The 22,639-nt window shown below is 61.6% G+C and carries 24 protein-coding genes and 2 riboswitches; of the genes, 8 read left to right on the forward strand and 16 right to left on the reverse strand.

Translation table 11 applies throughout. The annotated features are described in order from the left end of the window. The first annotated feature begins 34 nt into the window (after positions 1–34). Positions 35–349: a quaternary ammonium compound efflux SMR transporter SugE gene (gene sugE, locus NMA58_RS10160; RefSeq protein WP_097599301.1), complete on the forward strand. Its 315-nt coding sequence runs from the start codon at positions 35–37 to the stop codon at positions 347–349. 48 nt (positions 350–397) lie between these two features. Here the strand turns inward: sugE and NMA58_RS10165 are convergent, their stop codons facing one another. From NMA58_RS10165 to crcB, 7 genes are all read right to left on the reverse strand, one after another. Then, complete coding sequence (locus NMA58_RS10165) at positions 398–790, reverse strand: DoxX family protein (RefSeq protein WP_097599300.1); 393 nt, start codon at positions 788–790, stop codon at positions 398–400. Positions 791–906: 116 nt separating this feature from the next. Then, positions 907–2,439 carry an acyl-CoA carboxylase subunit beta gene (locus NMA58_RS10170; RefSeq protein ID WP_434713213.1) on the reverse strand — a complete coding sequence of 511 codons (1,533 nt, stop codon included), beginning with the start codon at positions 2,437–2,439 and terminating at the stop codon, positions 907–909. 36 nt (positions 2,440–2,475) lie between these two features. Further along, positions 2,476–2,934 carry a hypothetical protein gene (locus tag NMA58_RS10175; RefSeq protein ID WP_434713214.1) on the reverse strand — a complete coding sequence of 153 codons (459 nt, stop codon included), beginning with the start codon at positions 2,932–2,934 and terminating at the stop codon, positions 2,476–2,478. A 67-nt stretch (positions 2,935–3,001) separates the two neighbouring features. Next, positions 3,002–3,787, reverse strand: a complete 786-nt coding sequence (locus NMA58_RS10180) for an ATP12 family chaperone protein (protein ID WP_434713215.1) — start codon at positions 3,785–3,787, stop codon at positions 3,002–3,004. A gap of 9 nt (positions 3,788–3,796) precedes the next feature. Beyond that, positions 3,797–4,450: an HAD-IA family hydrolase gene (locus NMA58_RS10185; protein ID WP_434713216.1), complete on the reverse strand. Its 654-nt coding sequence runs from the start codon at positions 4,448–4,450 to the stop codon at positions 3,797–3,799. Further along, positions 4,447–5,445 carry an RluA family pseudouridine synthase gene (locus tag NMA58_RS10190; protein WP_430959416.1) on the reverse strand — a complete coding sequence of 333 codons (999 nt, stop codon included), beginning with the start codon at positions 5,443–5,445 and terminating at the stop codon, positions 4,447–4,449. Before NMA58_RS10190 ends, NMA58_RS10185 begins: the two co-directional genes overlap by 4 nt. Positions 5,446–5,533: 88 nt before the next feature. Next, on the reverse strand, positions 5,534–5,911 hold the full coding sequence (gene crcB / locus NMA58_RS10195; protein ID WP_430959417.1) for a fluoride efflux transporter CrcB: 378 nt from the start codon (positions 5,909–5,911) through the stop codon (positions 5,534–5,536). A gap of 120 nt (positions 5,912–6,031) precedes the next feature. Between crcB and NMA58_RS10200 the strand changes: the two genes are divergently transcribed. Next, entirely contained in the window at positions 6,032–6,298 is a 267-nt protein-coding gene (locus NMA58_RS10200) for a hypothetical protein (RefSeq protein WP_085778270.1), read from the forward strand. A gap of 74 nt (positions 6,299–6,372) precedes the next feature. Here NMA58_RS10200 and NMA58_RS10205 read toward each other — a convergent pair whose 3' ends face one another. Both NMA58_RS10205 and NMA58_RS10210 read right to left on the reverse strand, forming a co-directional pair. After that, positions 6,373–7,377, reverse strand: coding sequence for a copper chaperone PCu(A)C (locus tag NMA58_RS10205; RefSeq protein ID WP_434713218.1), 1,005 nt, complete (start codon positions 7,375–7,377; stop codon positions 6,373–6,375). Positions 7,378–7,449: 72 nt separating this feature from the next. Continuing rightward, the gene (locus tag NMA58_RS10210; RefSeq protein ID WP_434713219.1) at positions 7,450–7,830 is read right to left on the reverse strand and encodes a hypothetical protein; all 381 of its coding nucleotides are present in this window, start codon (positions 7,828–7,830) and stop codon (positions 7,450–7,452) included. Between the two features lie 158 nt (positions 7,831–7,988). Next, positions 7,989–8,081, forward strand: a riboswitch (glycine riboswitch). Continuing rightward, positions 8,082–8,162, forward strand: a riboswitch (glycine riboswitch). Positions 8,163–8,237: 75 nt separating this feature from the next. On the opposite strand from NMA58_RS10210, the gene gcvT reads away from it, so the two are divergent. From gcvT to NMA58_RS10235, 5 genes are all read left to right on the forward strand, one after another. Next, positions 8,238–9,374, forward strand: a complete 1,137-nt coding sequence (gcvT, locus tag NMA58_RS10215) for a glycine cleavage system aminomethyltransferase GcvT (RefSeq protein ID WP_434713220.1) — start codon at positions 8,238–8,240, stop codon at positions 9,372–9,374. 26 nt (positions 9,375–9,400) lie between these two features. Beyond that, positions 9,401–9,763 carry a glycine cleavage system protein GcvH gene (gene gcvH, locus NMA58_RS10220; RefSeq protein WP_064705064.1) on the forward strand — a complete coding sequence of 121 codons (363 nt, stop codon included), beginning with the start codon at positions 9,401–9,403 and terminating at the stop codon, positions 9,761–9,763. Further along, positions 9,763–12,627 carry an aminomethyl-transferring glycine dehydrogenase gene (gene gcvP, locus NMA58_RS10225; RefSeq protein ID WP_434713221.1) on the forward strand — a complete coding sequence of 955 codons (2,865 nt, stop codon included), beginning with the start codon at positions 9,763–9,765 and terminating at the stop codon, positions 12,625–12,627. Before gcvH ends, gcvP begins: the two co-directional genes overlap by 1 nt. Before the next feature lie 213 nt (positions 12,628–12,840). Next, positions 12,841–13,881 carry a GH25 family lysozyme gene (locus tag NMA58_RS10230; protein ID WP_434713223.1) on the forward strand — a complete coding sequence of 347 codons (1,041 nt, stop codon included), beginning with the start codon at positions 12,841–12,843 and terminating at the stop codon, positions 13,879–13,881. A 153-nt stretch (positions 13,882–14,034) separates the two neighbouring features. After that, positions 14,035–14,340: a flagellar basal body rod protein FlgC gene (locus NMA58_RS10235; RefSeq protein ID WP_434713224.1), complete on the forward strand. Its 306-nt coding sequence runs from the start codon at positions 14,035–14,037 to the stop codon at positions 14,338–14,340. Positions 14,341–14,396: 56 nt separating this feature from the next. Here NMA58_RS10235 and sufA read toward each other — a convergent pair whose 3' ends face one another. From sufA to NMA58_RS10270, 7 genes are all read right to left on the reverse strand, one after another. Further along, positions 14,397–14,789 (reverse strand): Fe-S cluster assembly scaffold SufA, encoded by a 393-nt coding sequence (sufA, locus tag NMA58_RS10240; protein ID WP_434713225.1) that lies wholly within the window; start codon positions 14,787–14,789, stop codon positions 14,397–14,399. 111 nt (positions 14,790–14,900) lie between these two features. After that, on the reverse strand, positions 14,901–15,281 hold the full coding sequence (locus tag NMA58_RS10245; protein ID WP_064705069.1) for an SUF system Fe-S cluster assembly protein: 381 nt from the start codon (positions 15,279–15,281) through the stop codon (positions 14,901–14,903). A gap of 12 nt (positions 15,282–15,293) precedes the next feature. Further along, positions 15,294–16,535, reverse strand: a complete 1,242-nt coding sequence (locus NMA58_RS10250) for a cysteine desulfurase (RefSeq protein WP_434713227.1) — start codon at positions 16,533–16,535, stop codon at positions 15,294–15,296. A gap of 13 nt (positions 16,536–16,548) precedes the next feature. Then, positions 16,549–17,823: a Fe-S cluster assembly protein SufD gene (gene sufD, locus NMA58_RS10255; RefSeq protein ID WP_434713228.1), complete on the reverse strand. Its 1,275-nt coding sequence runs from the start codon at positions 17,821–17,823 to the stop codon at positions 16,549–16,551. A 24-nt stretch (positions 17,824–17,847) separates the two neighbouring features. Then, positions 17,848–18,606, reverse strand: a complete 759-nt coding sequence (gene sufC, locus NMA58_RS10260; protein ID WP_434713229.1) for a Fe-S cluster assembly ATPase SufC — start codon at positions 18,604–18,606, stop codon at positions 17,848–17,850. Between the two features lie 323 nt (positions 18,607–18,929). Continuing rightward, positions 18,930–20,399: a Fe-S cluster assembly protein SufB gene (gene sufB, locus NMA58_RS10265; protein WP_434713230.1), complete on the reverse strand. Its 1,470-nt coding sequence runs from the start codon at positions 20,397–20,399 to the stop codon at positions 18,930–18,932. 160 nt (positions 20,400–20,559) lie between these two features. Next, positions 20,560–21,726 carry a cysteine desulfurase family protein gene (locus tag NMA58_RS10270; RefSeq protein WP_434713231.1) on the reverse strand — a complete coding sequence of 389 codons (1,167 nt, stop codon included), beginning with the start codon at positions 21,724–21,726 and terminating at the stop codon, positions 20,560–20,562. Between the two features lie 217 nt (positions 21,727–21,943). Here NMA58_RS10270 and NMA58_RS10275 point away from each other — a divergent pair, with 217 nt between their 5' ends. Continuing rightward, a complete protein-coding gene (locus NMA58_RS10275; protein WP_064705075.1) occupies positions 21,944–22,621 on the forward strand; it encodes an alpha/beta hydrolase in 678 nt (225 codons plus the stop codon). Positions 22,622–22,639: the final 18 nt, after the last annotated feature.

A 22,639-nucleotide genomic window follows, 5' to 3' on the forward strand; every position in this document is an offset into this window, starting at 1 on the left:
GGGGACGGCCTCGCTCTTGAACAAGGAGAGGCGTATGGCCTGGTTTCTGCTTTTTCTCGCTGGGCTTTTTGAATGTGGCTGGGCGATCGGCCTTAAATACACCGAGGGTTTCACGCGGCCGCTGCCGACGGCGCTGACTGTCATTTCCATGGTGGTGAGCGTCGTCCTGCTCGGCCTGGCGGTGAAGTACCTGCCGATCGGCACCGCTTATGCGGTGTGGACCGGCATCGGCACGGTCGGCACCGTGCTCCTGGGCATTTGGCTGCTCGGCGATGGGGCAAGTGTCTCCCGTCTTGCCTGTATTGCACTGATCGTCGCCGGCATCACCGGCCTCAAGCTCACCGCCTGATTCCGAAACGCTGCGGGGCGCCGAAACGCCCCGCAAACAATGTTCATTTCAAGCCGTCTTCCGGTTATCGACGGCAAGGGCGCCGGGACCGGAGAAGAACAGGTAAAGGAAAACGAAGCAGAACAGGATTGCCGCGTCGCCCTGGTTGACGGCCGGGAAGAAGCTATTAGGTGCATGCGCCATGAAATAGGCAACCGCCATTTCGCCCGCCAGCAGGAAGGCCACAGGCCGCGTCAGCAGGCCGACGAGAATGAGGATGCCGCCGACCAGTTCCAGAAGGGCCGCAAACAACATCAGCGGCGGCAGCGAACCTGACATTTGTGACGCCGGAAAGCCGAAAAGCTTCATCGTGCCGTGCTCGATGAACAGCAGCGCGGTGATGATTCTGAGAGCGGCCAGCCCATAGGGGCGATAGGCGGAAAGACGCTCGAAAGTTGACATTAAACCTCTCCATTAAAGAAATTGCAGCCGAGCGTTAGCCCGTCCCCGGCCGCGATTGAACACACGGATCGCTGACGGCCGTTCACTTTTTCGACAGCAGGCAACGCGGCCAGATATCAGAGCGGGATGTTGTCGTGTTTTTTCCAAGGATTGGCGAGATCCTTGTTGCGCAGCATCTTCAGGCCGCGCGCCAGCCGCCGCCGGGTCGAATGCGGCATGATCACCTCGTCGATATAACCGCGCTCAGCGGCGACGAAGGGCGAGAGGAACCTGTCCTCGTACATTTTCGTGTGGGCGGCGATCTTCTCCGGATCGGCAATATCCTTGCGGAAGATGATCTCGACCGCGCCCTTGGCGCCCATCACGGCGATCTGCGCCGTCGGCCAGGCATAATTCAAATCACCGCGCAGATGTTTTGACGCCATCACGTCATAGGCGCCGCCAAAGGCTTTCCTGGTGATGACGGTGAGCTTCGGCACCGTCGCCTCCGCGTAGGCGAAGAGCAGCTTGGCGCCATGCTTGATCAGGCCGCCATATTCCTGTGCCGTGCCCGGCAGAAAACCCGGCACGTCGACGAAGGTGACGATCGGAATGTTGAAGCAGTCGCAGAAGCGCACGAAGCGCGCCGCCTTGCGCGAGGCGTCGCTGTCGAGCACGCCGGCCAGCACCATCGGCTGGTTGGCGACGAAACCGACGGTGGAGCCCTCGACGCGGCCGAAGCCGCAGACGATGTTTTTGGCGAAGCTCTCCTGGATCTCAAAGAAATCCCCCTCGTCCGCCACCTTCCGGATCAGCTCCTTGATATCGTAAGGCTTGTTGGCGCTCGCCGGCACCAGCGTATCGAGCGACGCATCGGTCTCGGTCACCGATTGGTAACATTCGATCTCCGGCAACGGCGACGTGTTCGAAAGCGGCAGGAAATCGATCAGCCGGCGCACCTGCAACAGCGTATCGACATCATTCTCATAGGCGCCGTCGGCGATCGATGAGCGTGTCGTGTGCACCGTAGCGCCGCCAAGCTCCTCAGCTGTCACCGTCTCGTTGGTCACGGTCTTCACCACATCGGGACCGGTGACGAACATGTAGGAGGTGTCGCGCACCATGAAGATGAAATCGGTCATCGCAGGCGAATAGACGTCGCCGCCGGCGCAGGGGCCCATGATCACCGAGATCTGCGGAATGACGCCCGAGGCAAGCACATTGCGCTGGAAGACTTCGGCATAACCGCCAAGCGCGGCGACCCCTTCCTGGATGCGGGCGCCGCCGGCATCGTAGATGCCGACGATCGGCGCGCGGTTCTTCAGCGCCATGTCCTGCACCTTCATGATCTTCTCGGCATGCGCTTCCGAAAGCGAGCCACCGAAGACGGTGAAGTCCTTGGCGAAGACGAAGACCGTGCGGCCGTTGACCGTGCCCCACCCGCTGACGACGCCGTCGCCGGCGATACGGCTCTTATCCATGCCGAAATCGGTGGAGCGGTGCTCCACGAACATGTCGAACTCTTCGAAGGTGCCCTCGTCGAGGAAGAGGTCGATGCGCTCGCGCGCCGTCAGCTTGCCGCGCTTGTGCTGAGCATCGATCCGCTCCTTGCCACCGCCGAGACGCGCGATGCCGCGGCGGCGTTCCAGTTCTTCGAGAATTTCCTTCATGCGATCTCCCCTCGCCGCTCTCGCGGTCGATATGCGCTAGCGGCTGCGTCCGCTGAGCGAGAAAACCGAGCGGATCCGTGCAGCGACGTCCTCGGCGATGATGTCGTCGGCAAGTTTCGGGTCGGCGGCCATACTGGTTACGTCGAAGGCGCTGACGGCAATCACCGAGCCGTCGTCGACCGAAGCCGCGTCAACCCTGATTTTGGCGACGTTGCGGTCCTTTTGGAAACCGAGTCCCTTCTCAATCGAAACCACGCGAATTGTCAGCACCACCCGCGGCAGCACGGTGTCGCGCATCGTTGCATTGATGGCGGCATTGACGCGGTCGTTGATCCCGGCAAGCAGCTCGGCGGGGATGTTCGGGCCGGAGAGAACGACAGCGCTGCGCACATCATAGAGCGGTGCCTTCGGCTTGTTGGCCGAGAGGCTGCCGCAGGCCGTCAGCGCAATACAGACGAGCACGGTCCGGCAAAAACTCGACCTCAGCCAATCCATCGCAAAATCCCGCACCACCCCGTTGGAGTCGCAGATTTCGCCATAATGTCTGGGAAGGCAATATGTTTCAGGTGCTTAGGGCGAAAAAAACATCCGCTGCCGCCTTGAACTCGGCGAAGCGCTTGGCTCTTCGCTCCTCGGCTTCCTCGTCCCGTCCCCAATGCTCGATCGTCCAGTCTTCGTCGAGATGAGCAAGCGACCACGCCTCCTCCGCCGTCAGCCGGCCCTCGGCAAACGCGAGCGCCAGGATCGCCGAGCCGGTCAGCGTCGTGACCGTATGGAGGGCAGCGAGCGCCATGGGACTCTGATGCCGCGCCAGTGTCACGGCGAAGGCCGCCGTCGCCTCTCGCGGCTGTTCGTGAGGCATCACCCCTTCGACGAGGATGAAACGGGCGCCGAGATCGTGGGCCGCCCAGTCGATTACCGGGTCCCAACGCTCCCTCTGGCGCTCGACCAACAGCTCCGGCGTGTCGGCGCGGTAGCAGATGAGGTCGCTCGAGGAAAAGCGGAGAATGTCTTCGAAGATGGCCTGCGTATTGGTCGCCACGCCATCGAGCGCGGTGTTGACCAGCCGGGTCACCGGCATGGTGACCGGATCGATTTCCTCGCCCTGCCCACGCCATTCGGCGGCGACAAGCTGTGCGAGCGCCTCTGTGGGAACGGCAAGAACCTGCCGTGCCGGCGTGCGCACCGACTTGCCGTCGAGCGTGATCGCGAAGCTGCCCTCGTGATCGGCGACCGCCACGTTGGTATAGAAACGCTTCGGCAGCGGCTTCTTCATCTGGATCTGCGCCCGACGGATGGGATCGGGATGGCTCAGACCCTCGGAAAGATCGTTCAGCAGATCGCGCATGGGCTCACCTCAAGAAAAATGGCGCAATATCTCGTTCGGATGATAGGCGATCGCATCGGCGCCGTTGGCGATCAGTTCATCCACGCTGGCATAGCCCCAGGCAACACCGATCGCTTTTGCGCCGGCAGCCTTTGCCATTTGCATATCGTAAACCGCATCGCCAATGACAATGGTATCGGCGGCATTCATCCCGGTTTCGTCGCAACATTCCGTCACCATGGCCGGATGCGGCTTGGAGGGGCAGTCGTCGGCGGTGCGCGCAACGACGAAATGCCTGTCGAAGCCGTGCGTGTCCATTACGAGCTTCAAACCGCGGCGGGATTTACCCGTCACCGCCCCGATCAGCAGATCCTCGCGGCCGCTGATCGCATCGATCATCTCGCGGATTCCGGCAAACAGCGGCTCCCGGTAGTCGAGATCCTGACGCACGATGGTAAACAGCGATTTGTAATGCGCCGTCATCTCGACGTCTTCCTGCTCGACGTGCGGCTTGCCCTGCATGCGGGCGATCGCGATATCCAGCGACAGGCCGATAATGGCCTTGGTGTCCTCAAATCGCGGCTCAGCCTTGCCGAACTTCTCGAAGGTGCGCCGCATGGTTTCATGGATAAGCCCGGCACTGTCGACCAAGGTGCCGTCGCAATCAAAAAGCGCAAGTTTCATTCTTGGTCGTCCAGGATGGGAGCCGAATTTTCATCGAAGCCGAGCAGGTTCCAGCTCTGCACCATATGCGGCGGCAGAGGCGCGGTGACGCGTAGCCGGCCGCCTGAGGGATGCGGAATATCGATATGGCGGGCGTGCAGGTGCAGCCGCTTCTGGATACCGCCGGGAAAATCCCAGTTCGGATCGTCGTCGAAATATTTGGGATCACCGATGATCGGATGGCCGATATGCAAAGCATGGACACGCAGCTGGTGCGTGCGCCCCGTATAGGGCTCCATCTCCAGCCAGGCGAGACGTTGCGCTGCCGTCTCGACGATGCGGTAGTAGGACACTGCATGATCGGCGCCGTCTTCGCCATGCTTGGCGATGCGCATGCGGTCGCCGTCGGCGGTCGGCTCCTTGACGAGCCAGGTCGAAATCTTGTCCTCACGCTTGCGCGGCACCCCTTTCACGAGAGACCAGTAGGTCTTCTTCGTATCACGCTCCCGGAAGGCGGCGGTCAGCTTCTGTGCCGCACCCCGGGTGCGGGCGATGACGAGCACGCCTGACGTGTCGCGGTCGAGGCGGTGGACGAGCCGCGGCTTCTCTCCCTTCGGGCTGGTCCAGGCCTCGAGCATCTGGTCGATATGCCTGGCGACGCCGGAGCCACCCTGCACGGCAAGGCCGGCCGGCTTGTTGAGCACGATCACCTTGTCATCCTCGTGCAGCACCATGCGTGACAGGAGGTCGAAATCCGTGGAATGTTTGAGATCCTTGCCGGCGATCGGCCCGGTTTTCAGCTTGGCGTCGACATCGAGCGGCGGCACGCGTACCGTCTGGCCGGGCTGCACGCGTGCATCCGATTTCACCCGTCCGCCGTCGACGCGTATCTGGCCGGAGCGCAGCAGCTTCTGCAGCGGCCCGAAGCCCAGCCCGGGAAAATGCACCTTGAACCAGCGATCGAGCCGCATGCCCGCCTCGTCGGCTTCAACCTTGATATGTTCTATGCCAGCCATGAATAGTCTTTCGGAAATTGCAGCGCGGGCCAAGCCGGCGTTCTTTGCCGCAGCCTTAGAGCATTTTCATGCAAAACGGAAACCGGAATCAGACCAAAGCGCGCATGATGGCGAGGCCAGCGAACACGGCCGCCATCGAAAGGCCGACGCTGGCTGCTATGTAGAGGCCGCCGGCGACAGCCTCGCCGCGCTCGAAGAGCGAGATGGCATCGAGCGAGAAAGCCGAGAAGGTGGTGAAGCCGCCCAGAAAGCCGGTGATCAGCAGCAGGCGCAGTTCCATCGATGCGTTGAACTTCCGCGCGACCAGTTCGGCGAAGACACCGATGACGAAGCAGCCGACGACATTGACGGCAAGAGTGCCCCAGGGAAAAGCCGGCCCCATGAGCCTTAGCGCCCATTGGCCGACATAATATCTGAGGACGGAACCGATTGCGCCGCCCAGCGCGACAAGGAGAGCCTGAATCATAAGCCGGATTTACCTCAGTTCGGCGACGACTCCAATGGAACCGCGCGAATTCTTGCCACTCGGTAAAATGCCAATGATTTTGTTACGATAGCACCAAGACCATGCGGATATCGTGACGGCATGACGCAGCTCCTGTCCATATCGGCCAACACCGCCGCCATTGCCTTCGAATCGCTGAGGATCCCCCAGCGCGTCGCTACGAGCACGGCGGCGCGTGATGCAAAGCGCATCGCCGACCGGCAATTGAACGGCGGGGCGTCCGATCAGGCCGAGGAGCCCTCCAGCATCATCCAGTCGACGGAGGTGGCGCTCGACCTGATGGCAAAGGGCAACCAGCAACCACAGACAGGCCTGCGGCAGGCGCTGCAATCCTACGAGGATGTCTAACAGACAAGCCGCTTCCAATAGAAAGCCCGCGGCTGTAATCGCAACCGCAGGCTCTCTGTCTGAATCGGCCGGCCCTACTTGCCCTGGACCGACAGCACCTGCAGCACCAGATCGACCTTGCCGGCTTTCTCGAAGCTCAGCGTCACCGGCACCGTGTCACCCTGTTTAAATGGCGTCTTCACCTTCTGAAACATCAAATGCAGGCCGCCGGGCTCGAGCTTGACCGTTTCGCCCGCGGCAATGGCGATGCCATCCTTCAGCTGGCGCATCCGCATGACATTGTCCTTGGTAGCCATCTCGTGGATCTGAACCTCGCCCGCCGCGGGCGAGCTGATGGAGAGCAGGCGATCATCCGTTTTGCCGTTGTTCTTCACCGTGAAAAAGCCGCCGCCGACCGGCTGGCCGGGCAGCATCGCTTTGGCGAAGGCGCCGGAGATTTCGAGGTCGCCGGCCTTGACTGTGTCGCCGGCTGGCATTGCTGCCGACATGTCCATGCCGGGCATGGGGGACATTCCGGACATGTTCATCCCGGCCATATCGTCATGGTCGTGGCCATGATCATCACCGGCAACGATTTTCAGCAGCGGCGCCGGGCTTTTAAGCGCGTGCGGATCGCCGCCTTCTCCGGCCACCTGATCCCAGGCCGTGACCTTATCGCCGCACAGCTGCGTCACCGGAAAGGCAAGCGAGCTGCCGGCTTCGACGCCCGACACCTTGCCCTGGATGACGAAGGTATCGTAGAAATCATCGGAAAGATTGCCGTTCTTCCAGCGGATCTCGATGGCGCCCGCCTTCACCTTGTCGCCGTGATTGTCGTAGCTCTTCTGGTAATCGCCCTTGATCACCTCGAGTTCCCAGCCGGCCTTCGGCTGCGGCTTGGCGAAGACGAAGCCTTCCGGCAGTTTGACCCGCACTTCCGTAGTCGCCTTGCCATCGCAGCCGTGCGGCACCTGCAGCGTCGCAAGAATGGTGCTGTCGAGCTTCGCCTCCTTGTCGAGGAAGGTGACATGCGCCTCGGCGCCTGCGAAGGCGGTTGCGGAAAGAAGCGCGGCAAGCGCTAAAGTCTTGATTGTTTTCATCGGATATCTCCTCGCCGGCCGCGGCCCTCTTCGGGCGAACCGGCATTTTGCGTCGTAGGTTGCGGAGGCAGATCAGATGAGGGTGGGAGGTCCACGCGAATTCGGTCGGCTGACGGTACTGACGGTGACAACGGCTGCAGTCTCGATTGGCGGATTGACGAGCGAGGCGAGCTTGCGCTCGAGCCACCAACCCGCATCCGGCGTCGGCAGGATCACCGATGCAGACAGCCGGCAGGCTTCGCAATTCGGCTTGAAGCCGACAGTCTTGCCTTCGGCCTCCTTCACGGTGACGCAGAGCGAGGCAAAGCTGCCGTCGGGCAGCACGTAGGCCGCGGCATCATAACCATCGGAGGCGACAGCCTGCGGCGCTTGATGGGCGAATCCGAGCAAAAGCAGGCCCAAGGCGCAAAGCATGCGCAGGAAGAGCGTCGCTTTCAGTCCTGTCTGCCGCATGAGATCCCCTTCAACAGCATGTCGCGATAGCCGTTTTCCCAGCCGAATGCAAAAGCAGATTTGCCGCAGATCGCGCCCTTCCCTGACTTTGGCGACAAAAATTTGTCAGGTCACGACATTTGGCCTTGCCAAGCGCTGCGCCCGCCGGATAATTGCGGCCAACCCTGTTGGGAGAATCCGGTGCTTCTGCCACCGGTGCCGAAGGAGCAACCGCCCCGGAAACTCTCAGGCCAAAGGACCAGCAAGGGGGCAGACGGAACTCTGGAGAGAAGCGTTTTCGAAACGCTCGCCGAAGGGATAACAATCTCAGGCAAAGGGACAGAGGGGGCTCAGGAGAGAAGCGCGCAGCCGCGCCTTCAGATTTGAGCCCGCGCCTTAATAAGAGGCGCAAACCCCGGAGGCGTCGTTTGGACGATACTGCTGCCCTCAAGAAAACCCCGCTGCATGCCCTGCATCTTTCGCTCGGCGCCCGCATGGTGCCGTTTGCTGGTTACGACATGCCAGTGCAATATCCGGCGGGCGTTATGAAGGAACATCTTCATACCCGCGCCGAGGCTGGCCTCTTCGACGTCTCCCACATGGGCCAGGTCATCGTGAAGGCTAAGTCGGGCAGCTATGAGGATGCGGCGCTGGCGCTCGAAAGCCTGGTGCCGGTCGATATTCTCGGGCTCCCGGCCGGCCGCCAGCGCTACGGCTTCTTTACCGACGACACCGGCGGCATCCTCGACGATCTGATGATCACCCATGTCGACGACCACCTTTTCGTCGTCGTCAACGCCGCCTGCAAGGAGGCCGATCTCGCCCATCTGCAGACCCACATCGGCGACCAGTGCTACATCACGCTTCTGAACCGCGCCCTGATCGCGCTGCAGGGACCGCGCGCGGTCGAGGTTCTCGCCGAGCTCTGGGCCGACGTCGCGGCGATGAAGTTCATGGATGTGCGCCACTGCCGGCTGCACGACGTTTCCTGCCTGGTTTCGCGCTCCGGCTATAGTGGCGAGGACGGCTTCGAAATCTCCGTCCCGGCCGACAAGGCCGAAGATGTCGCTATGCGGTTGCTCGAACATCCGGACGTCCAGGCGATCGGCCTCGGCGCCCGTGACTCGCTGCGTCTGGAAGCCGGCCTTTGCCTTTATGGCAACGATATCGATACGACCACCTCGCCGGTCGAGGCAGCGCTCGAATGGGCTATGCAGAAGGCGCGACGCACGGGCGGGGCCCGAGCCGGCGGCTTTCCGGGCTCCGGCCGCATCCTCTCCGAACTCGAAAACGGCGCCGCCCGCCGTCGTGTCGGCCTGAAGCCGGAAGGCAAGGCGCCGGTGCGCGGCCATGCCAAGCTCTACGCCGATGCCGAGGGAAAGGTCGAAATCGGTGAAGTCACGTCGGGCGGCTTCGGCCCCAGCGTCGAAGGTCCCGTCGCCATGGGCTACGTGCCCGTCTCCCATTCGACCGTAGGGACCCTTGTCTACGCCGAGGTGCGCGGCAAGTTCCTGCCGGTCACCGTCTCCGCCCTGCCCTTCGTCAAGCCGACCTACAAACGCTGAAACCTGTTTCCCGAGAGGATATTTCCATGCTGAAATTTACCGCTGAACATGAATGGCTCGAACTTGACGGCGATGTCGCAACCGTCGGCATCACCACCTATGCCGTCGAACAGTTGGGCGATCTTGTCTTCGTCGAACTGCCTGAAGTGGGCAAGAGCTTCGCCAAGAACGACGATGCCGCAACCGTTGAATCCGTCAAGGCGGCCTCCGAGGTCTATTGTCCGCTCGATGGCGAGATCACCGCGGTCAACGAGGCGATCGTCGCCGACCCCTCGCTCATCAACTCCGACCCTCAAGGCGCCGGCTGGTTCTTCAAGCTGAAGCTCAAGAACCCCGCCGATGCCGATGGTCTGCTCGATGAGGCCGCCTACAAGGAGCTCATCGCGTAATGACGACGCCGACCGAATTCCAGTTTACCGATTATCAGCCTTACGATTTCGCCAATCGCCGTCACATCGGCCCCTCACCGACCGAGATGACCGAGATGCTGAAGGTGATCGGCTATGACAGCCTCGACGGCCTGATCGACGCGACGCTGCCGCCCGCCATCCGCCAGAAGGCGCCGCTCGTCTGGGGCGCGCCGATGACCGAGCGCGAAGCGCTCGACAAGCTGCGCGAGACCGCCAACAAGAACAAGGTGCTGGTCTCGTTGATCGGCCAGGGCTACTACGGCACGATCACGCCGCCGGTGATTCAGCGCAACATTCTGGAAAACCCCGCCTGGTACACGGCCTATACGCCCTATCAGCCTGAGATCAGCCAAGGCCGTCTCGAAGCGCTGCTCAACTATCAGACGATGATCTGCGATTTGACCGGCCTCGACGTCGCCAACGCCTCGCTGCTTGACGAGGCGACCGCCGCCGCCGAAGGCATGGCGATGGCCGAGCGCGTTTCGAAGTCGAAGGCGAAAGCCTTCTTCGTCGATGCCGATTGCCATCCGCAGACCATCGCCCTCATTCGCACCCGTGCCGAGCCGCTTGACTGGCAGGTCATCGTCGGCAATCCCTTCACCGATCTCGATCCCGTCGACGTCTTTGGCGCGATCTTCCAATATCCCGGCACGCACGGCCACCTGCATGACTACACCGGCCTGATTGCGCGCCTGCACCAGGCTGGCGCCATCGCAATCGTTGCCGCCGATATTCTCGCGCTGACGCTGCTGAAATCGCCGGGCGAGATGGGCGCCGATATAGCCGTCGGCTCTTCGCAGCGTTTTGGCGTTCCGGTCGGCTACGGCGGTCCGCACGCCGCCTATATGGCGGTCAAGGACGCCATCAAACGCTCCATGCCCGGCCGCCTCGTCGGCGTTTCCGTCGACGCCCGTGGCAACCGCGCCTATCGACTGTCGCTGCAGACCCGCGAACAACACATCCGCCGGGAGAAAGCGACTTCCAACATCTGCACCGCCCAGGTGCTGCTTGCTGTCATGGCCTCGATGTATGCGGTCTTCCACGGTCCGAAGGGCATCAAGGCGATCGCCCAGCAGGTGCACCAGAAGGCCGTGCTGATGGCCAAGGGCCTGGAGAAACTCGGCTACAAGGTCGAGCCGGAAAGCTTCTTCGATACGATCACTGTCGATGTCGGCCATATGCAGGGCTTGATCCTACGCGCTGCCGTCGCCGAAGGCGTCAATCTGCGCAAGGTCGGCGAAACGAAGATCGGCATGAGCCTCGACGAGCGCACGCGGCCCGCGACACTCGAAGCGGTATGGCGCGCCTTCGGCGGCAATTTCGCCGTCGCGGATTTCGAGCCTTCCTACCGCCTGCCGAAGGACCTCCTCAGGACCAGCGATTATCTCGCCCACCCGATCTTCCACATGAACCGGGCTGAAAGCGAGATGACGCGGTACATCCGGCGGCTCTCCGACCGTGACCTCGCGCTCGACCGTGCGATGATCCCGCTCGGCTCCTGCACGATGAAGCTCAATGCGACGGCGGAAATGCTGCCGATCACCTGGCCGGAATTTTCCGATATCCATCCCTTCGTGCCATCGGACCAGGCGCTCGGCTATCGCGAGATGCTGGATGACCTCACGGGAAAGCTATGCGCCGTCACCGGCTACGACGCCTTCTCGATGCAGCCGAATTCCGGCGCGCAAGGCGAATATGCCGGCCTGCTGACGATCCGCAACTATCATATCGCCAATGGCGACGGTCATCGCGACGTCTGCCTGATTCCGACATCGGCACACGGCACCAACCCCGCTTCCGCCCAGATGGTCGGCATGAAGGTTGTCGTCGTCAAGGTCCGTGAGAACGGCGACATCGACATGGACGACTTCCGCGCCAAGGCTGAAGAGCACGCAGCAAACCTCTCCTGCTGCATGATCACCTATCCCTCGACGCACGGCGTGTTCGAGGAGACGGTCAAGGAAATCTGCGATCTCGTGCATCAGCATGGTGGCCAGGTCTATCTCGACGGCGCCAACATGAACGCCATGGTCGGCCTGTCCCGCCCCGGTGACATCGGCTCCGACGTGTCGCACCTCAACCTGCACAAGACCTTCTGCATCCCGCATGGCGGCGGCGGCCCCGGCATGGGCCCGATCGGCGTGAAGGCGCACCTGGCGCCCTACCTCCCAGGACATCCGGAAACCGATGGGCGGCCGGGTGCCGTATCGGCGGCGGCCTTCGGCTCGGCCTCGATCCTGCCGATCTCCTGGAGCTACTGCCTGATGATGGGCGGCGAAGGCCTGACCCAGGCGACCAAGGTGGCGATCCTCAACGCCAACTACATCGCCACCCGGCTGAAGGGCGCTTATGACGTGCTCTATAAGTCGAAGACCGGCCGCGTCGCGCATGAATGCATCATCGACACACGCCCGCTGGTCGATAGCGCCGGCGTGACCGTCGACGATGTCGCCAAGCGCCTGATCGACTGCGGCTTCCACGCACCGACCATGAGCTGGCCGGTTGCAGGCACGCTGATGATCGAGCCGACGGAAAGCGAGACCAAGGCCGAGCTCGACCGCTTCTGCGAGGCGATGCTGGCGATCCGCGAGGAAGCCCGCGCCATCGAGGAAGGACGCATGGACAAGGCCAACAACCCGCTGAAAAACGCGCCGCACACGGTCGAAGATCTCGTTGGCGAATGGGATCGCCCCTACAGCCGGGAGCAGGCCTGCTTCCCACCCGGCGCCTTCCGCGTCGACAAATACTGGTCCCCGGTCAACCGCGTCGACAATGTCTACGGCGACCGCAACCTCATCTGCACCTGCCCGCCGGTGGAAAGCTACGCCGAAGCGGCGGAATGAAATGACTTGGTAAGCCCTTCCCGACGAATTCGGGAGGGGCTGCCGACACTTCGGCCTTCCATGCACCGCTCGTGCCATCCCTGACACAGCCCATTGCGAGGCACAGGGTTCAAATTTAACCTTTCTTAGCAAGTCTCTGTTAGCAATTCGAAATGGGCGGTTTCCACCTGTGATGGATGTTGCCGTCAACCTCTGTTTTGCGTGCGGGTTCTCATGCGTCCATCGGCTGTGCCAGCAATTCTCCTCGCCACCCTGATCCTGTCGGGATGCGCCGCAAGCTCCGGCGCCGAAGATGTGCTCACCCCTGTGCCGTCGGTGGAAACCACCAATGCCATCAGCAAGCCAAACGGCCCGATACCGGCTGCTGCTGTCGGTGACCCTGCGCCACAGGCAAGCCCGCCGCAGCAGGCGCTGAGCTGGACAGGGCCCGTCCCGGAGCCGCAAGCGCTTGCGCCAGCGGACAGGCCGGTCGGCATGCCGATGCCGACGGAAAGGCCTGTCGCGATGCTGATGCCCGATGCCCCGGATGTCGATCCTGACGCCGGCCCGAAATCCCCCAAACGCTCGCGAATCTATAGCCACCGCTTCCGCGATGCCAAACCGATCAACTTCGGCAGAACTTCGCCGAGAAAGCTTGCCGTGCATGGCGTCGACGTGTCGCGCTGGCAGGGCGAGATCGACTGGGAAACTTTGCGCCAGCAGGGGGCCAACTTCGTCTACATCAAAGCGACCGACGGCGGCGACCACCTCGATCCGATGTTCAAGAAGAACTGGCGCCGCGCAAAGGAAGCCGGCCTGAAACACGGCGCCTATCACTTCTTCTACTGGTGCCGGACAGCCGGCGAACAGGCCGACTGGTTCATCCGCAACGTTCCGAAGGAAGCCAACGCCCTCCCGCCCGTCATCGACGTCGAGTGGAACGGTGAATCGAGCTGCAAGCGGCGCATCTCCCCGTCTCGGGTCCGGGAAAAGATGCAGGTCTTCATGGACAAGCTGGAGCGTCATTACGGCCAGCGCCCGATTATCTACACGGCGCCGGATTTCTATCGCGACAATCTGAAGGGCCAGATGCTCGATTATCCCTTCTGGCTGCGCTCGGTCGCCGCTCACCCGTCCAAGGTTTATCCCGGCAGGAAGTGGCTCTTCTGGCAATATTCCGGCTCGGGCCTTTCCGACGGCGTCGACGGCAAGATCGACCTCAATGTGTTCAACGGTAATGAAAGCGATTGGCACGATTGGATAGCGTCGCGGTAGCGAATGCCGTCTCCAGATCCCGTTCCGTGCCAATTCGGGGCAGATGCAGCGGCAGGACGTGCTCGTCTGCAGGTCTTTACTAACGCAACGGCTTCAGCATTCCCTAAGCCCTTGCTTGTATAACAATTTCATCCAGTCCTGGGGAAAACAGCGATGAGCATATCAGGTATTGCGAGCACGGCGTTTTCGGGAATGCGGGCACAGACGGCACGGGTCGGCGCGATTGCGAGCAACATCGCAAACAGCAGCACGTCAGGTTTTGCCAAGCTGAGCACCAGCTTCACCTCGGTCGAACCAGGCGGCGTCCAGGCGAGCGTCAATCAGACGGATTCGGACATCGATCCCGCCACAGAACTGACCGATCTGATCGAAGCCGAGCAGAGCTACAAGGCAAACGCCGTGGTCTTCGAGACCGGCGCTGATATGTGGGAAATGCTGATGAGCATCAAGCGCGACTGAGCGCCCGTATTTCACCGGGTGCTAGCCGGCTGAGAAGTCTCGCCGGCCTGAACGGCTTAGGAATGCGCAGGTTCGCTCTGGCGTTGTGCGGCAAACGCCGCGAGATCGGCAGGTTTCAGCTCGACGGATTCGCCGCAGCCGCAGGCCGATGTCTGGTTAGGGTTGGTGAAGGTGAAGCCGGAGCGCAGCGTCGTTTGCTCGAAGCCCATTTCGGTGCCGAGCAGGTACAGCACGGCTGAGGGTTCGACCCAGACCTTGGCGCCGTCCCGCTCGATCAGGTCATCCTTGGCGTTCGGCTCGGTCACCAGGTCGATGGTGTACTCCATCCCGGCGCAGCCGCCCTTCTTGATGCCGACACGCACGCCCTTGGCTTCCGGTCCGGAATTTTCGACGATCGCCTTGACGCGGGCGGCAGCCCCTTCCGTCATGCTCATCACTGCAAAGCCCATCGGCTTTTTCTCCTTCCACAACCGGGGTCAAGATCCGGTGCTTCGTGAATCAAATGTAGTCGCCCGAGGTAAACGGATCAATACCGCGCGCGGTACTGCTACTAGCGCAGCTCAGTACCAGCCGACGGCGACCTGCGCCTCCTCGGACATCCGGTCCGGCGTCCACGGCGGATCAAAGGTCATTTCGACCTCCACGCCCGACACGCCTTCGACGGCGCCGACGGCATTCTCCACCCACCCCGGCATCTCGCCGGCAACCGGGCAGCCGGGCGCGGTCAGGGTCATCATGATCTTAACCATCCGGTCGTCCTCGATGTCGATCTTGTAGACCAGACCGAGTTCGAAGATGTCGGCGGGGATTTCGGGGTCATAGACGGTCTTCAGCGCGGCAATGACGTCATCGCTGAGCCGCGCCAGTTCATCGGCCGGGATGCTGGAATGCACGATGCCTTCGCGCACATCGATCTTCTGTTCGCTTTCGTCCAGGCTCATCACGGACACTCCTCAGGCAAAGAACTTGCGCGCATAGTCAAGCGCATCGGCCAGGGCATCGACCTCGGCGCGGGTATTGTACATGCCGAACGATGCACGGCATGTGGAGGTGACGCCGAAGCGTTTCAAGAGCGGCATCGCACAATGGGTGCCGGCCCGCACGGCAATGCCCTGCCGGTCGATTACCATCGAGACGTCATGGGCGTGAATGCCTGCCAGTTCGAAGGAAAAAATGCTCCCCTTGCCGGGTGCTGTCCCGAACATCCGCAGCGAATTGACCGACCGGAGGCGCTCGGTCGCGTAAGCTGCGAGATCGGCCTCATGCCGGGCGATTGCCTCGCGGCCGACCTTCTCCATATAGTCGAGGGCGTAACCGAGCCCGATCGCCTGCACGATCGGCGGCGTGCCGGCTTCGAAGCGATGTGGCGGATCGTTGTAGGTGACCGAGTCCTCGGCGACTTCGAAGATCATCTCGCCGCCCCCCTGGAAGGGGCGCATCTGCGAGAGCCGCTCCTTCTTGCCGTAGAGAATGCCGATTCCCGACGGGCCGTAGAGCTTGTGGCCTGTCATGACATACCAGTCGCAGTCGATATCCTGCACGTCGACCGGCAGGTGCACGGCGCCCTGGCTGCCGTCGATCAGCACCGGGATGCCGCGTTCATGGGCAATGCGGCAGACTTCCTTGACCGGAACAATCGTGCCGAGCGCATTCGACATATGGGTAATAGCGACAAGCTTGGTACGCTCCGTCAGGCTCTTCTCAAAATCCTCGATATGGAAGGCGCCTTCCTCATCGACCGGCACCCAGACCAGCTTGGCGCCCTGGCGCTCGCGGATGAAGTGCCAGGGCACGATATTGGAATGGTGCTCCATGATCGTCAGGACGATCTCGTCGCCTTCGCCGATCTTAGGCATGCCCCAGCCATAGGCGACAGTATTGATCGCTTCGGTCGAATTCTTGGTGAAGACGATGTCGTTGACATCAGGCGCGTTGAGGAAGTGGCGGACCTTCTCGCGCGCTGCCTCATAAGCATCCGTCGCGGCATTGGAGAGGTAATGCAGCCCGCGATGCACATTCGCATATTCATGGGCGTAAGCATGCGAGATGGCGTCGATCACCGCCTGCGGCTTCTGCGCCGACGCGCCGCTGTCGAGATAGACCAGCGGCTTGCCGTGCACCTTCTCCGCCAGGATCGGAAAATCCCGGCGGATGGCTTCGACGTCGTACTCAGTGGCCGGAACTATCTTGTCCATGGCATTTATCCGATCAGGCGTGCTTTTCGAGCCAGGCCGAGATCACGCCTTCCAGCGCTTCGACCAGGGCCTCGTCTTCCAGTTCCTCGACAATCTCGGCGACGAAAGCATTGACGAGCATCGCCCGCGCCTTGTTTTCCGGAATGCCGCGCGCCATCAGGTAATAGAGATGATTGGCGTCGATATCGGTCACCGTCGCCCCATGGCCGCACTGCACGTCGTCGGCGAAGATCTCGAGCTCCGGCTTCACCGAGAATTCGGCGTCGTCGGACATCAAGAGCGTGTTGCAGGCCATCTTGGCGTCGGTCTTCTGGGCGTCAGGCGCAACCCGGATCATGCCCTGGAAGACGCCCTTTGCGCGGTCGAAGACGACGTTGCGGATCACTTCGGTCGAACCGGTATGCGGCACATCGTGGCCGAGCACCATTGTCACATCGGTATGGCTCTCGGCCCCGAGCAGATTGATGCCGCGCAGCGTCAGATCGGCGCCCTCGCCCGTCACCTTGATATTCAGTTCCTGGCGCACCAGCTTGCCGCCGGCATTGATGACGAACAGGCGAAGCTTGGCGTTAGCACCGAGATCGACGCGGATCTGGCCGAGATGCGTGTCGTCGACGCCCTGCTGCTGCAGGATGATCCAGGTCAACTCCGTGCCCTCGCCAACCGCGATGTCACTGACGTGGGACACGAAGGCCGCATCGCCCGTCACCGCATGGTGACGCTCGATGACCGTTCCCTTGACGCCGGCGCCGAAGGAAACCGGGAGACGCGTATGCGTCTGCCCGCCGGCATGGATGAACTGGATTTCCAGCGGATTTTCAAGCTCGGTTTCATCGGGCACATCGACGACATAGCCGTCGCGCACGAAGCTGCCGTTGATCCGGCCGACCGCATCGTCGCTGCCCAATGCATCGAGCCTTTCGACAGCCGAACCGTCGATCAGCCGTTCGGAATAGGCCGAAAGCCCAAGACCATCGATGGTTGCCTTCTGATTGGAATGGCCTTGGATGACCGCCAGCACCGAGGAACCGGCAACGACCGGCTCGAGTGCGTTGGAGCCGGCATCACCCACTTGCGCCGGTACGGCGCGCAGCAGATTCTTGAGGTCGGTATAGTGCCAGGCTTCGATTCGGCGCGTCGGCAAGCCGGCTTTCTTGAGATCGTCGAGAAGCCGGTCACGCAGCGCCGTCACTGCACCATTGCCGGGCAGGTCACCGATCTGATGGTTGAAGGCCTCGATCAGCGCCGTTTCGGCCGCGGTGAGACGGCTCGTCGTCTGCATGTTCATGGACGTTGTCCTTTCCACCCGAACTCAGGCCGCTGCTGCGCCGATGATGTCGGCGTAACCATTGGCTTCCAGCTCATGCGCCAGGGTCTTGTCGCCGGACTTGACCACCTGGCCCTTGTAAAGGACGTGGACGGTGTCAGGCACGATATAGTCGAGCAGGCGCTGGTAGTGGGTGATGACGACGACGGCGCGGTCGGGCGAACGCAGCGCGTTGACGCCGTCGGCAACGATCTTCAGCGCGTCGATGTCGAGGCCGGAATCGGTTTCGTCGAGCACGCAGAGCTTCGGCTCCAGCAGCGCCATCTGCAGAATTTCGGCCCGCTTCTTCTCGCCGCCGGAGAAACCGACATTGAGCGGCCGCTTCAGCATTTCGGTATTGATCTGCAGCTTGGTCGCTGCTTCCTTGACACGGCGCATGAAATCCGGCGTCGTCAGCTCGTCCTCGCCACGCGCTTTGCGCTGTTCGTTCATCGCCACCTTCAGGAACTGCATGGTGGCGACACCGGGGATTTCGACCGGATACTGGAAGGCGAGGAAGATGCCCTTGGCGGCGCGTTCGGACGGATCGAGCTCGAGAATGCTCTCGCCGTTATATAGGATGTCGCCCTCGGTCACCTCATAGTCTTCGCGGCCCGACAGCACGTAGGAGAGTGTCGACTTGCCGGAGCCGTTCGGCCCCATGATCGCCGCCACTTCGCCGGCCTTCACCGTGAGGTTCAGGCCACGGATGATCTCGGTGCCATCTTCGGCGATACGAGCGTGAAGGTTCTTGATTTCAAGCATCTTTGGTTCCTGCGTTCCTCCGCGTAGCTCGTCTGAGCCTCGCGCAATTTCTAAGGGCATCGAAATGTTGTGCTTGGCGCTATCGCCAAGAATGGATCAGACGGAAAACCGCGACTGTTATGAACCGAAGCCATTCGATCCACGCGGGTAGAGCCAAGAGGACCTCTCCTGGTTTCTCCACCCGCTGTCGGAGAAACACATAAGGCTGCTCCGACGGCGTCTCCGTCTCGTATTTCCTCTCGCGGGAACGAATTTTCGCCAGTATCTCCCCGCGCATATTCTCCAGACGTCCAAAAATGCGCTTTTTGTCCGCCTCATTCATGTCAGCCGACGCTGCCTTCCAGCGAGATGCTGATCAGCTTCTGCGCCTCGACCGCGAATTCCATCGGCAGTTCCTGCAGGACTTCCTTGACGAAGCCGTTGACGATCAGCGCGATCGCCGCTTCGGTGGGGATGCCGCGCTGCAGGCAGTAGAACAGCTGGTCCTCGGAAATCTTCGAGGTCGTCGCTTCGTGCTCGAACTGTGCCGTCGAGTTCTTCGCCTCGATATAAGGCACGGTGTGAGCGCCGCACTTGTCACCGATCAGCAGCGAATCGCACTGGGTGAAATTGCGCGCGTTCGACGCCTTGCGGTGAGCCGAGACCTGGCCGCGATAGGTGTTGTTGGAAACGCCGGCGGCGATGCCCTTGGAGACGATGCGGCTCGACGTGTTCTTGCCGAGATGGATCATCTTGGTGCCGCTGTCGATCTGCTGATGGCCGTTGGAGACGGCGATCGAGTAGAATTCACCGCGGCTGTCGTCGCCGCGCAGGATGCAGGACGGGTACTTCCAAGTGATCGCCGAGCCGGTTTCGACCTGCGTCCAGGAGATTTTCGATCGGTGACCGCGGCAATCGCCGCGCTTGGTGACGAAGTTGTAGATGCCGCCCTTGCCTTCCTTGTCGCCCGGATACCAGTTCTGGACGGTGGAATATTTGATCTCGGCATCGTCGAGAGCCACGAGCTCGACCACGGCCGCATGCAGCTGGTTTTCATCGCGCTGCGGCGCCGTGCAGCCTTCGAGATAGGAGACGTAAGCGCCCTCTTCCGCGATGATCAGCGTGCGCTCGAACTGGCCGGTGCCCTTCTCGTTGATGCGGAAATAGGTGGAAAGCTCCATCGGGCAGCGAACGCCCTTCGGCACGAAAACGAAGGAGCCGTCGGTGAAAACAGCCGAATTCAGCGTCGCGTAATAGTTGTCCGAGGTGGGCACCACGGAGCCGAGATATTTGCGAACCAGATCGGGATGCTCGCGAATGGCTTCGGAGATCGACATGAAGATCACGCCGGCCTTCTTCAGCTCCGCCTTGAAGGTGGTGACGACCGAGACGCTGTCGAAAACGGCATCGACGGCGATCTTCGGCTTCTCGACCCCGGCCAGGATCTCCTGCTCGCGCAGCGGGATGCCAAGCTTCTCATAGACCTTCAAGAGCTCCGGATCGACCTCGTCGAGCGACTTCGGACCTGGCGCGCTCTTCGGCGCGGCGTAATAGTGGATGTCGTTGAAATCGATCTTCGGATAGTTGACGCGCGCCCAGGTCGGCTCTTCCAGCGCCAGCCAACGCCGATAGGCCTCGAGACGCCATTCCAGCATCCACTCCGGCTCCTGCTTCTTGGCAGAAATGAAGCGGATGATCTCCTCGGACAGGCCCTTCGGCGCCTTATCCATTTCGATGACGGTCTCGAAACCGTATTTGTACTGGTCCACATCGATCAGGCGGACCTGGTCGATCGTTTCCTGCACGGCAGCCATTTCGTTCTCCAATCTCGCCGGATACAAGGTCCGGCAGCTTGTAGCGTATGGGCAATTGACTTGCCCCGGCAAATTCTTTGCCCTGATGTAGGAGGCCAAAAGGAACTTTTCAGCCCAATTGGCAAGCGGAAATTTGTGTTTCCGCAAGTTTATGAGGCGGTCAAGCCGCCTCGCCCGCCGACTTGCGCCGGCAGGCGATCTTCGCGAAGGCGGCGATCGCCCTGTCGATATCCTCTTCAGTGGTCGAAAAGCCGAGCGAGATGCGCAGCGCACCGAGCTTAGCGTCGCGCCCCATCGCCGTCAGCACATGGCTTTCGCCAACCTTGCCGGATGAGCAAGCAGAGCCCGCCGAAAGGGCAACGCCTTCAAGATCGAAAGCGATCTGCCCGGTCTCCGCCTTCAGGCAAGGGAGCGTGAAGAAAATCGTGTTGGCGACCCGCGGACCACCGGTACCGTGGATGATAACATCGGGCGCGGCAGCGCGCATGCCGGCTTCCAGCCTGTCGCGAAGCGCAGCAATCGCAGCGTTCCGTTCCTCAAGATCCTGAAGCACGGTTTCCGCCGCAGCTCCGAAGCCGATCAGCGCCAGCGAATTCTGTGTCCCCGAGCGGTGACCTTTTTCCTGCCCGCCGCCGCGGATAAGCGCCTTCGGCATCAGCGCCTCGCCGCGCGCGATCAGTGCACCCGCCCCCTTCGGTCCACCGATCTTGTGAGAGGAGACGATGATGAAATCCGCGCCGATGCGCTCGATCTCGATCGGCAGACGGCCGGCCGCCTGCACGGCGTCGACGACAAAGAGACCACCGTGCGCCCGCACAATCTTGGCCGCCTCTTCGACCGGCTGAACGATGCCCGTCTCGTTGTTGACGAACATGATCGCCACTATCGGAAGGCCCGTCGATTTGTCATGGGCATCGAGAAGCGCGGCCAGCTCGTTCAGATCGACGATACCGGCATTCGTTACCGGAATCTCGGTCGTGCGATCCTTCGGGAACCGGCCTCCCTCTCGTACAGCCAAGTGCTCAACGGCGGAAAAATAGAGGTGGCCGAGTTGAAGCGGCGTACGGCCCATCCGAAAATCCGGCGTCAGTACCAGATTGGCAGCTTCCGTCGCGCCGCTGGTGAAGATCACGTTGCCCGGATCGGTGCCGGCAAGGGCGGCCACCTTGCGCCGTGCTCCCTCAATGGCGGCGCGGGCGGCACGGCCCTCTCCATGTACGCTGTTCGGATTGCCGAATATGTCGATGGCGCGCATGATCGCATCCCGCGCTGCGGGGTGCAGCGGCGATGTGGCGTTCCAGTCGAGATAAAGGCGTGGCGGCGCCATGATCCTCAGTCCTGCGCTTAACGAGCTTGCTTCAGCGGCCGCGGTGCATTTTTCTTGAAATTTCCGCCGGGCTTGCCTTATGACACGTTCCACGACGCGTGGATCGCCATGCAAGTTTCGAATTGTTCTAAACTGCGTTTTAGAAAAGCTGACAACATTAGTCAAGTCATGTTGTCATCCAACGCAGCGCGAACACGAAATAAAACCCGGAGTACCAATGCCCGAAGTTATTTTCAACGGCCCAGCCGGCCGTCTTGAAGGCCGCTACCAGCCCTCCAAAGAAAAAAGCGCGCCCATCGCGCTCATCCTGCATCCGCATCCGCAGTTCGGCGGCACGATGAACAATCAGATCGTCTATCAGCTCTTCTACATGTTCCAGAAGCGCGGGTTCACGACGCTGCGCTTCAATTTCCGGGGCATCGGCCGCAGCCAGGGCGAATTCGATCATGGCGCCGGCGAACTCTCGGATGCCGCCTCCGCGCTCGACTGGGTTCAGAGCCTGCACCCTGATTCCAAAACCTGCTGGGTCGCCGGTTATTCCTTCGGCGCCTGGATCGGCATGCAGCTTCTGATGCGCCGGCCGGAGATCGAGGGCTTCATGTCGATCGCCCCGCAGCCGAATACTTACGACTTCTCCTTCCTGGCGCCCTGCCCCTCGTCCGGCCTGATCATCAACGGCGAGGCCGACAAGGTGGCGCCGGAAAAGGATGTCAACGGCCTTGTGGAGAAACTGAAAACCCAGAAAGGCATCCTCATCACCCATCGCACCGTTGCAAACGCCAACCACTTCTTCAATGGTCAGGTGGAGACGCTGATGAGCGAATGCGAGGATTATCTCGACCGTCGCCTCAATGGCGAACTGGTGCCCGAGCCGGCGGCCAAGCGCATCCGCTGACCGGCGCCGGCGTCTGCC

Origin of the sequence: Rhizobium sp. YTUHZ045 (assembly GCF_051124255.1) — a bacterium.
GTDB lineage: Bacteria > Pseudomonadota > Alphaproteobacteria > Rhizobiales > Rhizobiaceae > Rhizobium.